General features: G+C 52.5%; 6 protein-coding genes. All 6 read left to right on the top strand.

Going from position 1 to position 13623, the window contains the following annotated elements; all coding sequences use genetic code 11:
- The first annotated feature begins 40 nt into the window (after window positions 1-40).
- The 6 genes from ypfJ (at window position 41) to P2W70_RS16170 (ending at window position 13609) form a co-directional block, all read left to right on the top strand.
- On the top strand, window positions 41-907 hold the full coding sequence (gene ypfJ, locus P2W70_RS16145; RefSeq protein WP_276482526.1) for a KPN_02809 family neutral zinc metallopeptidase: 867 nt from the start codon (window positions 41-43) through the stop codon (window positions 905-907).
- Window positions 908-1035: 128 nt separating this feature from the next.
- Window positions 1036-2187 carry a hypothetical protein gene (locus P2W70_RS16150; RefSeq protein ID WP_276482527.1) on the top strand — a complete coding sequence of 384 codons (1152 nt, stop codon included), beginning with the start codon at window positions 1036-1038 and terminating at the stop codon, window positions 2185-2187.
- 141 nt (window positions 2188-2328) lie between these two features.
- Window positions 2329-3471, top strand: a complete 1143-nt coding sequence (locus P2W70_RS16155; protein ID WP_276482528.1) for a sterol desaturase family protein — start codon at window positions 2329-2331, stop codon at window positions 3469-3471.
- Window positions 3472-3550: 79 nt separating this feature from the next.
- On the top strand, window positions 3551-4573 hold the full coding sequence (locus P2W70_RS16160) for an LLM class flavin-dependent oxidoreductase (protein ID WP_276482529.1): 1023 nt from the start codon (window positions 3551-3553) through the stop codon (window positions 4571-4573).
- A 378-nt stretch (window positions 4574-4951) separates the two neighbouring features.
- The gene (locus P2W70_RS16165) at window positions 4952-10387 is read left to right on the top strand and encodes an Ig-like domain-containing protein (RefSeq protein WP_276482530.1); all 5436 of its coding nucleotides are present in this window, start codon (window positions 4952-4954) and stop codon (window positions 10385-10387) included.
- A 78-nt stretch (window positions 10388-10465) separates the two neighbouring features.
- Window positions 10466-13609: a SusC/RagA family TonB-linked outer membrane protein gene (locus P2W70_RS16170; RefSeq protein ID WP_276482531.1), complete on the top strand. Its 3144-nt coding sequence runs from the start codon at window positions 10466-10468 to the stop codon at window positions 13607-13609.
- Window positions 13610-13623: the final 14 nt, after the last annotated feature.

Genomic DNA, 13623 nt, shown 5'->3' on the forward strand with positions numbered 1-13623 from the left:
AATTTTTTATTCATACATGAGATCAGTAATTATCATAAATATGAAATGGATCGGTAAACGGGAAAGCTCTAATGTCGAGGACCGCCGTAGCTCTACAGGCGGACGTATTGCCGTCGGGGGAGGCCTGGCAGGCGTTATCATTTACCTGCTTTATATGTTTTTGGGTGGCGGTAACGCTGATCCCTCGCAAGGAGGGGACCAACCATTGCCCGGCCAACCTGGGCAAGTGACCGAATTGACGCCTGACCAACAGGCCGCTGATAATGAGCGGGCAAAGTTCGTGAAGGTGGTATTAGCGGAAACAGAAGACGTATGGAACAAGTTATTCCAACAGCAAGGGCTAAAATATGAAGAGCCGGTATTGGTCTTGTATCGTGACGAGGTAGAATCTGCCTGCGGATTTGCCAGTGCAGCTTCCGGACCATTCTATTGCCCCGGCGATTCGAAATTGTATATTGACCTGTCATTTTATGAAGAGCTACAAAACAGGTTGAACGCGCCGGGAGACTTCCCAATGGCCTATGTGGTGGCTCATGAGATCGGGCATCACATTCAAAAGTTACATGGAACAGCCGACAAGGTAAACCGGCTCCGTCAGCGCCTCAGTGAAGCCGAATACAACCGCTATTCAGTGATGATGGAATTGCAGGCGGATTTTTTAGCCGGGGTTTGGGCACATCATGCTCAAAAGACAAAGGGTATTTTAGACCCGGATGATATTGAAGAAGCTTTAACAGCAGCGAATGCTATTGGTGATGACAGGTTGCAAAAACAGGCAACTGGCCGGGTGGTGCCGGATGCTTTCACGCATGGTACTTCACAACAAAGGATGTATTGGTTTAAAAAAGGCTATGAAACGGGCGACCTCAAACAGGGAGATACGTTTAATGACCCTTCGTTGAATTAATAGCCATCGTCATGTCCGGTGGGAACCTGCCAAGTAAGTAATCTCCAGCATCAAATGGGGCGCTCAGGCCTTGTCAATTTTATCTTTATTTTAGTATGTGCTGGCTTCAATTTTGATTGGAGAGTAGTATGAAAAGTTTCCTTTTATTACCACTTATCGCCTTGCTGCTGTCGGCGTCTGCTCAGGCGCAGCAGCCCACAGGCCGATTAGCTATAAAACTCGACAAAAACATCCTCAAACCCGGCGATTCATTACAGGTGACAGTGGATTACGAAGCCGGCGGTGGTCAACAACTGCACCAATCCCTCGCAACACTGGAACTGGTGATTGAAAACGAAGCGGGACGGCGTACCCGCCTCCGCTGGCCGGTGATCGATGGTCGGGCTTCCGGTACCATATTCTTAGCCGATTCAATGACCCTCGGTAAATACACCTTGCTGGCTGGCTTGCAGCAACGATTTTTCGAAGTGATTGGCCAGGTAAAAAACGCCAGCAACCTGGGAAGTATACAAGCGATGCTGCTCACCAAAACCGGCGATTGGGACGAGCAAAAAGTGACGGTGGCGCCGGACGGCACCTTCGCTATCCGTAACTGGCTGTTTGAAGACAATGCCTTGCTGGCTTTCAGTCGAACCAAAGACAATAACCAGTTGCTGGATATCAGCATCAGTAGTCAACTTGATTCCACCTATGACCCGCTGGCCGTTGGAGGCAGGACCTTTTACATAGGCAATCCGCCGGCAGCAGTGCGGCCAGGCCTGAACAAGCCTGTAGAAACCACGGAAGCGCTTTTTGCAGATCGCGGTACGATGCTCCCGGCAGTCATCGTCAGAAGAACCGCCAAGACCCGGTCACAGCAATTTAATGAAGAACATGTCAGCGGCCTGTTCCGGTCGGGAGACGAGCGATTGATCGCTATCATGGATGATCCCAGCGCGATTGGCTTTAACAATGTTTTTAACTACCTGCAAGGCAGGGTGGCTGGCCTGCAAATTGCACCAACAGGTGCCCCATCCTGGCGTGGCGGCCCGGTCATCTTCTTTCTGGATGAGGTAAGGGTGTCTGCTCAACAAATAGCCAATATACCCATGCCAGACATTGCCATTGTGAAAGCTTATCCCCCGCCCTTTTTCGGCGCTCCTGGCGGTGGCGCTGGGATTGCTGTTTATACCCGTAGGGGTGGCGAAGCTAATAATCTACCCGCCAACAGGCAGGTGTTTAAAATACGAGGCTATACGCCAGCTGCCATAGCGTTGGACATGAATAAGCTCAGGTTGTAATCATGCACTCCATCCGGCAACGAACCCCATTCACTGGAAAAAACTGACCATTCGTTCACAGAAACTTCCTGCCGGGCCCTGGCAGGCATACATTGCAGCAATAAAAACCGTCTCCGGGAGTTTACATACGCAATCTTTACTATGAGCACACCTGTTCAACGCCTTAAAGTGGGTGAAGGAAAAATCAGCGGCTATTCGTCGATCTTCCTGGGATTATTGTCCCTGATCGGCGTCATCTGTTTTAAATACCCCGAATGGCTCACCACGCCGCAGTTCCGGGAAGTATATACAGGTGAGTCGATGAAGATCGTGCTGACGTCGACCATCATTGCCTCTTTTCTGTTTGCGCTGGTTAGCTTTATGCTCAGCAAACAAAAGAAATGGGCTTTGACGGGCTTGTTGATCTGCACCCTGGCCATCGTATTCGGTGGGTTGACCGTGCAGGGCCGGTCCGTGGAGAAGACCAGCTGGTCCCTCGGTGTCGATTGGTTATTACTCGACCTCCTGCTGATGGCCGTGATCTTCGTGCCCATTGAAATAGTGTTCCCCAAAAACAAGCAACAAAGCAAGTTTCACGAAGAATGGAGAACCGACCTGCTGTACTTTGTCATCAGTCACCTGTTTATCCAGTTTTTTGGTGTGATCACCCAAAAGCCCGCCAAGCTGTTCTTTGGCTGGATCGGATTGTCGGAATTGCAGCTTTGGGTGCAGCAACTTCCCTACCTGATCGAGTTGTTCTTCGCTTTCCTCATTACCGACCTGTTTCAATACGCCGCTCACCGTTTTTTCCATTCCCACACCTACCTGTGGCGCTTCCATTCGGTGCACCATTCCACCAAAAACATGGATTGGCTGGCCGGATCGAGGACCCACTTCGTCGATATCTTCGTTACCCGCTCCATGACCTTTATTCCCCTGTATGTATTTGGCTTTTCGGAGATCACCTTCAATACCTACATCATTTTTATGGCGATCCATGCGGTACTGATCCATGCCAACACCCGTATCAATTTCGGGTTCCTGAAATACATCTTTGCAACACCTCAATACCACCACTGGCACCACTGCGAAGACCCGAAATACTACGGGAAGAACTTTGCCACGATATTCCCCTTTATCGATAAGATCTTCGGCACCTACTACCTGCCCGGCGATGTATGGCCAGAAGGCACGGGACTGCGGGAAACCCATTTCCCCAAAGGCTATGTGAACCAGCTGGTGTACCCTTTCACCAAAAGCCCTTTTGACGAAAACCTGGATATGGAGAACGAAACCAAGCGTTAACCAGCTCTAACAAGGGTAAATTGACCCCATAAACTTTTACGTCTGGCGTTTGTTTATATTGGCAGACGAAAAGAAACTCATGAAGAAAATAGGTTTTTTATCATTCGGACATTGGTCCAATCATCCGGCCTACCAGGCCCGCACAGCCAGCGATACCTTGCTCCAGTCTATTGACCTGGCCGTTGCTGCGGAGGCTATCGGATTGGATGGTGCTTACTTCCGGGTACACCATTTTGCCGCCCAGTTGGCCTCTCCCTTTCCTTTACTGTCTGCCATTGGTGCCAAAACCAACAGCATCGAGATCGGAACCGGTGTCATCGACATGCGGTATGAAAATCCACTCTATATGGTGGAAGATGCCGGTGCAGCCGACCTGATTTCCCGTGGACGATTACAGCTGGGCATCAGCCGTGGGTCGCCCGAACAGGTCATTGAAGGATGGCGTTACTTTGGATACGAACCGGCTGCCGGTGAAACCGACGCCGATATGGGACGAAAGAAAGCCCTGCAGTTTTTAGATAAGTTAAAAGGCGTAGGTTTTGCACTGCCCAACCCCTACCCGATGTTTCCCAATCCGCCGGGCCTGTTGCGCCTGGAGCCCTATTCCGAAGGGCTGCGGGAACGTATCTGGTGGGGCGCTGCCACCAATGCTACCGCTATCTGGGCAGCTGAAAATGGCATGCACCTGCAAAGCTCCACCCTGAAGTTTGACGAAAGCGGCAAGCCCTTCCACATACAACAGGCAGAACAGATCAGGCTGTACAAAGAGGCCTGGAAAAAAGCCGGACATACCCGCGAGCCGAGGGTATCGGTAAGCCGCTCTATTTTCGCGCTGATGAATGACCAGGACAGGCTGTACTTTGGCCGCGATGCCAGGAGTACGGATAAGTTTGGCATGATCGAGGCCGACACACGCGCCGTTTTTGGAAGAAGTTATGCCGGCGAACCGGATCAACTCATCAAAGAGCTGGCCCAGGATGAAGCCATCCAGGAAGCAGATACCCTTCTTTTGACGATCCCCAACACCCTGGGGGTTGACTATAATATTCACGTGCTGTCGTCGATCCTGGAGCATGTAGCACCCGGATTAGGCTGGCGATAATATTCACCCGTCACATCATAGAAAGCTCCCGATTCAGTCGGGGGCTTTTTGATGTGGGGTACGCAGTCTGGAGGCTGGGGCACGATCGTTATCACCATCCGATATCTATCCAACCTAACCCAGCACGACACTTATTTTTATTATTATATACATCCACGTATCGGGAACGTTCCCGTGGTTACGTAAACGTTTGCGTTAGGTAGTACGTAATCGATTGCGTAAGTTTTACCAATGAAAAATTAACTGCCGTCGATACGATTTATGCCAATATTTTCTTGCATAAATATTACGCGTGTCCGATAAAAGAATACTAAGATTTGATGGTGGGTCTAAATAATTTTGAGAGCCAACAAAATTGCTGCCATAAACCTAATCATCATGAAGAAGCAACTACACGTATTGTTGCTCGCGATTGTTTGCCTCGCTGCCCTGTCGGTAGCGCATGGCCAGGCGTATACCTTAAATCAGGTACGCATCGGTGGATCGGGTGCCATCCCCTCTTTTGTAGCACACCCGAAAGTTCCCGACCTGTATTTCGTGACCACCGATGTAGGCTCTCCCTACCGGTGGAACAAAAATCTCCAGAAGTGGGAACCGATCATGTTGTTCAAGACCATTCCCGTTAACTACTGGCGCTGGGAGTACAACCAGCGTTGCGGTAGTATTGCCGTTGACCCCAACGACGCTACAGGAAATATCCTGTATGCGATCGTCGAACAGGGACCAGGAGCCAATCCGGGCCAGGGCAATCTTTACAAAGGGACTATTATGAAAAGCACCGACCGCGGTGACTCCTGGACCGACCTGAACGTACCCATCACCTCCCACCCCAATGATCAAAAGACCTACGTGAACCGCGTACAGGTCGACCCGTACAATAGCAATATCGTATGGGCAGTCTCCGATACGACAGGCGCTTTCCGCACGGAAGATGCAGGTGCCAACTGGACCAAGATGACCAGCGTATCCATGAACACCGAAAAGATCTGCACTTTTATCGTGTATGATTCCAGCGCCGGCACAACCACTTTCAACGGAAAGACCGTCGCCAAAAGGATCTACCTGGGCCGGCCTTCCGGAGTCTTCGTTTCCAATGACGGCGGACAGAGCTTTACGCTGATGCCCAATAGTCCGGCCGGTTCTACGCGTGCTACCATCCATGCAGATGGCACGCTCTACATCGCTTCCAATCACTGGCAGGTGAAAAAAGCCGTCTACAAGTACCGCAATGGTGTATGGCAGGATATCTCGCCCACCTTTATTCCCATCAGCGACAACAAGATCTTTGGGGGAGTCGCGGTAAATCCCAAAAACTCCAATGAGATTGTTGTCGGTACCTATGGTGGCTGGGCAACAGATGTTTATTTTGTTTCTACCACCGGCGGCAACAACTACACGCAGGGTAATATGACCCGCGACAGGACGGAAGCGCCCCATTCAGCGAACGACATGGCGTCGTACAACTCGCCCGGCCACAGCACCTTTGGGTATGTGTGGGATCCCTTCTACCCGACCCGGGTGTGGCTCACTGACCTGTTCGATGTGCTCCAGACCAACAATATCCTGAGTGCCCAGCAAGACTGGAAGATCCGAATCGTAGGTCTCGAAGAGATCATGATCACGGGCCCCATGGTTGCCCCTCCCAGCGGTAAGAACCTGTTGCTTAGTTCCACGGCAGACGTCGGGGGAGCTTCCCACCGCTCTTTGACCGAACCGCTGTGGTCAGGTGCTGTCAGTTACACCAGCCTTTTCTGGAACATTAACCAGGGGATGAACTCACAAGGTGTCGCTTACCAGCAAACCAACCCCAACTTTGTTGCCCGCATCGCTTCCGATGGTTGGGGGTATGACAATACAGCCACCCTTGATCGCTCGGGCTACTCCCTCGATGGTGGTGATACCTATACCCGCTTTCCTACTTCACCGGGCATGCGCGGCCGTGTGGCCGTAGCCGCTAATTCACAAACTATCCTGTGGCTCACGCAAAAAGATAATACCGGCTCAGGTATCGGTAACGTGTGGCGCACTACCAACCTCGGCACTTCCTGGACCAAATCCACCGGAGCGCCTGCTGGCGTCCTGGCCGCTGGTAACCAATGGGTCATCCAGCCCGGCGTCAATCACCTGATCGCCGATAAGGTCGATGGTAATTTCTTTTATATCTGGGACCGTGGTAATTTTTACGTAAGCTCCGACAATGGCGTTTCGTTTACAAAAACCGCCGCCGAAGGACTCACCGCCAACAATGGCCATAATCCTTCTACCAACACTGCTTATGCCACGCACTCCAACATCGAGGCGATGCCTGGCAGAACGGGTGATGTATACCTCGCTTTTTACAACGAACAGTATCCTGAGTTCAGCGCCTTGTACCATACCGTCGATACCGGTAAGACCTTTACCAAAGTAGGAGGTCCCAATTTCAAGCCGAAATGGATCGCTACGGCACTATCGGATACCACACCCAGTGCACACGCCGTATTGTATGTGACCAGCGCTGCCTTTGCCATCAACAATGTACACTTCGGTGCCTTCCGGTCAGATGATACCGGCCGTACCTGGACCACCATCGTTGACCGGTTGCCTGGCACATCGCCTGGTATCGCTGCCGATAACCGGGGTACCTTTTTTACCGGCGCTGCCGGTAACGGTATCTGGTTTGGCAAACCGCAAGGTGGCCCGGTACAATCGGTCCAGATACTGAATACTGCTTCCGATACACTCGTACAAGGATTCACCATCCGGTTGACGGCGAAACTAACGCCCGCCTATCCTACCAATCCGGCCGTCACCTGGAGCTCTTCCGATACAGCCGTGGCGAAAGTCGACGCTTACGGTAATGTAACAGCGGCTAGTCCCGGTACAACCACGATTACCCTCACTACTGTGGATGGCGCCAAGACGGATACGCATCCCATCATCGTCATTCCACCTACCATATCTACAGGCATTATCATGGACAGCGTCGCCTATGGCACCCTGCAAACGCCGGTTCAATTGTTCATATCGCTGGCCCCGGCCAATACAACCAACAAAACACTCCTTTATAGTGTGGGCAATACGGCCATTGCTACTGTCACCAGCAATGGTGTGGTAACCGGAAAGCAGGTGGGCCTCACCACGCTGACGGTCACTGCTGCAGATGGCGGGGCTACACGGACCGTTCAGTTGAAAATATCCCTGATCGTAACGGCTACGAATGCCGGTTCGGGCAGCGGCACTACCAACTATGGACAGTATATCGCAGAAGGTCCCAGTCAAACCGATAAACGCTGGCATGCTGGTTACACCGGCGCCAGTGCTATTGCCGGCACTATAGATACCAGTGGTGTAACTGAGCCAGCGCCCCTCGCGGTGTACCAAAGCATGCGCTGGTCCAGGAACAATGTAACGAATATGCGTTACTATCTGCGCGGACTCATCCCCAATGGTAATTATGCGGTAAGGCTTCATTTCATCGAACCCAGCAATACGGATAAAACCAACCGGATCTTTACGGTGCGCGCCGGTGGCGATAGCCTGGTTAACTTCAATCCCTACAGCGCTGCCGGCAATGTCCTGAACAAAGTGGTGACGCGCACCCTGCAGGCGAAAGCCAACGCATCGGGCGTGGTGGAGGTTTGGTTCTATCCCAAGGTAGCTGCCAACGATCCGCACAGTGCCATCATCTCGGCAGTAGAGGCGCGCATCATACCACTGCAAAGCATCAGCATGAGCGGTAACCTCGATACCATCTCCGTCAACCATACCGATACGCTGAAGATTACCACGAACCCTGTCAATGCCACCAACCGCAATGTGGTATACGCCACCTCCAATGCGGCTGTCGCTACTGTCAATGTAGATGGTATCGTGACTGGCCGCGGAGCTGGCACCGCTACGATTACGGCTACGTCGATCGAAGGTGGTTACACAGCCACCAAGTCATATACAGTTGTTTATACGCCTGTAAGTTCCGTGACACTGAACCTGTCATCCGGTAATGTAAATGTGGGCGATACGCTCAACCTGACCGCTACGGTCAATCCGGCCAAAGCCAGCAACAAAGCGCTGACCTGGTCATCGACCGATACCACGCTGGCCAAGGTCACCACAGCCGGACGGGTGATCGGTGTAAAAGAAGGCAATGTCATCATCCGTGCTACGGCCAGTGACGACCCTACGAAATATGCCCAGGCGAATATCCAGGTGGCCAACGTACTGGCGACTTCGGTCGCGCTCAACCCAGCGACTGCGATCATCGGTGAAAGGGATACCTTGCTGATGAAGTACAGTTTCGTTCCTGCCAATACATCTATTAAGACGCTTTCCTGGAGCAGTTCCGATACGACGATTGCGAAAGTGAATGCGGCCGGTATCATCTCGGCCATCAAAGCGGGTGCTGCTACCGTAACTGCTACTACGCAAGATGCCTCCGGTGTTACAGCAACCCTGCCTGTCACTGTGGTGCCTTTCGATACCTGCGGCGGCATCAAAAACCCCGGATTTGAAAGCGACCTGCTCGAATGGGTCACCTTTAAAGATGATCAGCCATTCGTAGGCGCTGTCTTTACTGTTGCCGGTAAAGGCCACACGGGCGACAAGGCCGTTTCTATGGGCTTTGACCCCAGCGGGGTGAAATCTGGCTTGAACATCAAAGATTCCATACCAGTACCCGGTGGCGGCATCATCGTATTCCGCAAATGGGTGAAAGTAGAAGCCGGCGGCGGTCAGTATCCCCATTGGTCTGGCTATGGTGTGGGCTTTGTCAATAACCTGGGCGCTGCTGTCGGTACCGGCAAACAGGTACAGTTAAGTGTAGTACCCGCCTACCAGAACCAGTGGGTAGAGATCAGGGATACGCTCGAAGTACCTGCTGACGCTACCGGCCTTACTTTCTGGTGTGCCAAGCTCGGCCCCGGCACCGTATGGCTCGATGATTTCTGTGTAGACATCATCACCACCAGCAAACTCGCCGTGTATGGCGTGAATGTGGGCAATTTCCAGAATTACACCACCACACAACCGCCTACCTGGCAGCAAACCCTCACGTTTGCCCAATACCAGCCGGAAGGCCCCACCGGAACCAGCAACAAATGGCATGCAGGGTACACCTGGATCGAACGCACCGCTGCTACCGTAGATGTATCGGGTGTTACCGACCCGGCTCCCCGCGAAGTGTATGAGTTCATGCGTATTTCAAAAGTGAACGTGACACCGCTGCGCGAATACATCCGCAACCTGACGCCCAATACGGCCTACGATATCCGCCTGCATTTCCTCGAGCACAGCAATACGGACAAGCTGAACCGGATATTCACCGTCAAAGCGTCCAACGGCGATAGCCTGGTCAACTTCAACCCTTACCAGGCAGCCGGTAATGTGCTCAATAAGGTGGTGATCCGCACCATCCGGGCTACGTCGGACGCCAATGGACTGATCACGGTTTTCTTCTATCCCAAGACGGGCACCTACGATCCGTACAGCGCTACGCTGTCTGCGCTCGAAGTGCGCACCATTCCGGAAGAAAGTCTGCTCGCTGGAGGATCCACCAGTACGACCACTGTGGCAGGCACTACCGAAAGGGCGGTGTTGCAACTAAAGGCCGATGTGTTCCCCAATCCGAGTGTGAGCGGTTTCAATATAAAGATTTCTTCCTCGTCTGCCACACCGGTATTGCTCACTGTGACCGATATTACAGGTCGCCGCGTTCATACGGCCTCGGTATATGCCGGGAAATCCTATACTCTTGGTGAAAAACTGACAGCAGGTATCTATCAATTGACCGTACAACAAAACGGTACCACCAAAACTTTAAAGATTGTGAAACAATAACGATTCGTTTTCCAACCATAGACCATCCCGGGCGAGGGATGGTCTGTGGTTTTTCCCTCTAATTATTAAAAACTGTTTATGAAAAGATCCAGCGCTCTCCATTGGATTCTCTGCTGGCTAACGCTCAGCTTGTCATCCAATCTCTATGCCCAAACGAAAACGGTTACCGGTACCGTAACCGGTACGAAGGGAGAACCCCTTCACAACGCCAGCGTATCGGTCAAAGGCCTCACCCGCGGCACCACCACCGACGAAGCCGGTAAATTCACCATCACTGTCGACAACAACAACCAGGTGCTCGTCATCACGTATGCCGGTTATGCAGCCCGCGAATACCCCGTCGGCAACCAGTCGGTGATTGAAGTGTCGATGTCACAGGTCGCCACCGACCTCAATGATGTAGTGGTGATCGGTTATGGTACGGCCAAGCGAAAAGAAGTCGCCGGCGCCGTCGTTTCCGTCAACCCTACCACGGCCGGTGCCAACACCGCCATCAACCCTGCTGCCCTCATCATCGGTAAAGCAGCCGGTGTACAGGTATTGCAAGGCAACGGTTCACCCGGTTCCACCCCGCAGATCATCATTCGTGGTACAGGTTCCTTTACCCGCGTTGATCCCCTTTACGTTATTGATGGTATCCAGTCTACCCGCGATATGTTCGCAGCGATCCCCCCGCAGGACATCGAAGACATCACCATCCTCAAAGACGCCGGTAGCACGGCCATCTATGGTTCCAATGGCGCCAATGGTGTCGTGATCATCACCACCAAGAAAGGCCGCAGCGGAACCCCCAAAATAACTTTGAACGCACAGTATGGCATCGCCAACGCCTGGAAGGAAATGGACATGATGAACGCGTCGCAGTATTTCGATCTGCTGACCGATTTTGCCGCCTCTGCAAAAAGCAATGTACTGCCTACCCGCTTTACCGGTCCGGATGCCGATAAATCCAAACTCGACAATACCGTGTGGAACGACCTGATCTTCCACAAAGGCAATATCTACGATGCCAACGTATCGATCAGCGGTGGCAACGATAAATCGACCTACCACTTCTTCAGTGGCTATGTAGACCAGGAAGCAATAACCGGTAGCAGCCGCCTGAAAAGATGGACCAACCGCATCGTGCTCACCCAAACGGCCGGGCGCTTCTCCTTTGGTGAGAGCATCCTCGCCCGCCAGGATTGGGGATCAGGTTTAACCGTTCCGCTGCGTGAGTACCTCTATTATCCCAATTACCAGCCGATCAAAGATGCCGCTATTCCCGGCGGTTATTCGGCCCTGAGCAGTGCTGCCGACTACACCAGCGTGGGCAATCCCCTTGCTGCCCTGGAACTGCGCTCTGCCAGCTCCAGAAGCCTTGTATTGTTGCCCCAGCTCTATGCCGAAGTAAGATTATTACCGGGCCTGCGCTTCCGCTCACAGTTCAATGCACAGCTCATTTACGCCAAAAGCGAATACTTCCAGAAGCCCTATAAGAATGGCAACAACATCGATGTAGCCCGTGAAGGCGGCGCCTCAGTATCGGAAGGCGGTAAATACACCATCGAGAATTATTTCAGCTACAACAAGACCATTGCCGGCGTACACAGCCTCTCGCTCACGGCCGGTAACTCCTATATCAACCAGGGACGTGGTACTTCCGAGAACGTGCGGGGTACCGGTTACCTCAATGACAACATCACCAACGCCTATGTAGCGCCTACCAAAACGGTCGACGCTTCTACTTACGTGATCGGCGCTGCGCTGATCTCTTATTTTGGCCGGGTGAACTATGTGTATGATGAAAAGTACATTGTGAGCGCCAGCTTGAGAAGAGACGGTGCCTCCAACCTCGATCCCCGTCGCCGCTGGGCCAATTTCCCGGCTGCCCAGGTGGCCTGGCGTTTTTCGGAAGAGAATTTCCTGAAACGCTTTACATTCCTCTCCGATGGCCGCGTGAAAGCCAGTTGGGGCCGTACCGGTAACAACGCCGTACCGCAAACGACCGGCATCGTGACCGTCTGGAACGGCGCCAACCCTACCGGCAGCCTGAGCTATCCTTTTGGCAATACCGAAGATCCCAACAACGGCTCTGCCGCTACGATCAGGAATATCGTAGGTCCGGTGGTCTGGGAAACAACCGACCAAACCGATATCGGCCTCGACCTCGCCTTCCTCGAGAATAAACTGACCGTTACCGTCGACTGGTACAGAAAGTTCAGCAAAGGACTGCTCACCACCGTATTGTTCCCCAACAGTGGCATTACGGGCAACGGTGCCCAGGCCGACATGCTGTACAACGCGGGTGATGTATTGAATACCGGTCTGGAAGCGATGATCGGTTACCGCACCAATATTTCGAAGAACGTCTCTTTCAATGTGAGTGTAAACGGTAGCTTCAACAAGAACGAAGTGAAAAGGATCAGCCTGGGCAAAGGCGCGCAGGACCAGATCATCCGTGCCGGTAGCTACTGGCATGGTGAGTATACGCCTCTTGGCGCCGTTACCATGTCGCGGGTAGGTGATCCCATTGCTTCCTTCTACGGTTACCAGATAGATGGCGTCATCTCTTCGGCGGCTGAACTGGCTGCCCTGAATGCCAAATCTCCCACGGGCGTTTATTATAATTCAGCTACCAAACCCGGAGACCTGAAGTTCCGCGATGTGAATGGCAATGGATATATATCCGATTCAGACAAAGTGATCCTGGGTAATGCCAGTCCTAAATTCATCTATGGCATCAATGCAGGCCTCAACGTAGGTGGGTTCGATGTCAACATGGTATGGAGTGGTGTGGCTGGTGTAAAGTTGTTCCGCTCGGGTAAGATCTTCATGAATGCCCTGCAATCGTCCATGCACAATGCCTCTACCGATCTGCTCGATCGCTGGAGAAAGGATGGTGATATCGCCGCTAATCCCCGGGTTGGTCAAAACAGTACCGCCAACCTGCAACCTTCCGCGTGGTATGTAGAAGATGGCAGCTACCTGCGCCTGCGCAACCTGACCATTGGTTATACCGTTCCCCTGCAGCAGTTGGGTAATCTCAACAAGACGGTCAAGAGCGTGCGCTTCTTCGCAGCCGGACAAAACCTCCTGACCATTACTCCCTACAAGGGTTACGATCCTGAAGTGGGCAACCCCGATGGTAACCCCGCCGATATCCTCAGCCGTGGTGTGGATGCCGGCGTGTCGATGCCTTTGCCCCGTACCTTCCTGTTTGGCCTTCAGGTAGGATTTTAATGTAACCCTTAAAA

The organism is Paraflavitalea pollutisoli (assembly GCF_029360705.1).
In the GTDB taxonomy this organism is placed as follows: Bacteria; Bacteroidota; Bacteroidia; order Chitinophagales; family Chitinophagaceae; genus Paraflavitalea; species Paraflavitalea pollutisoli.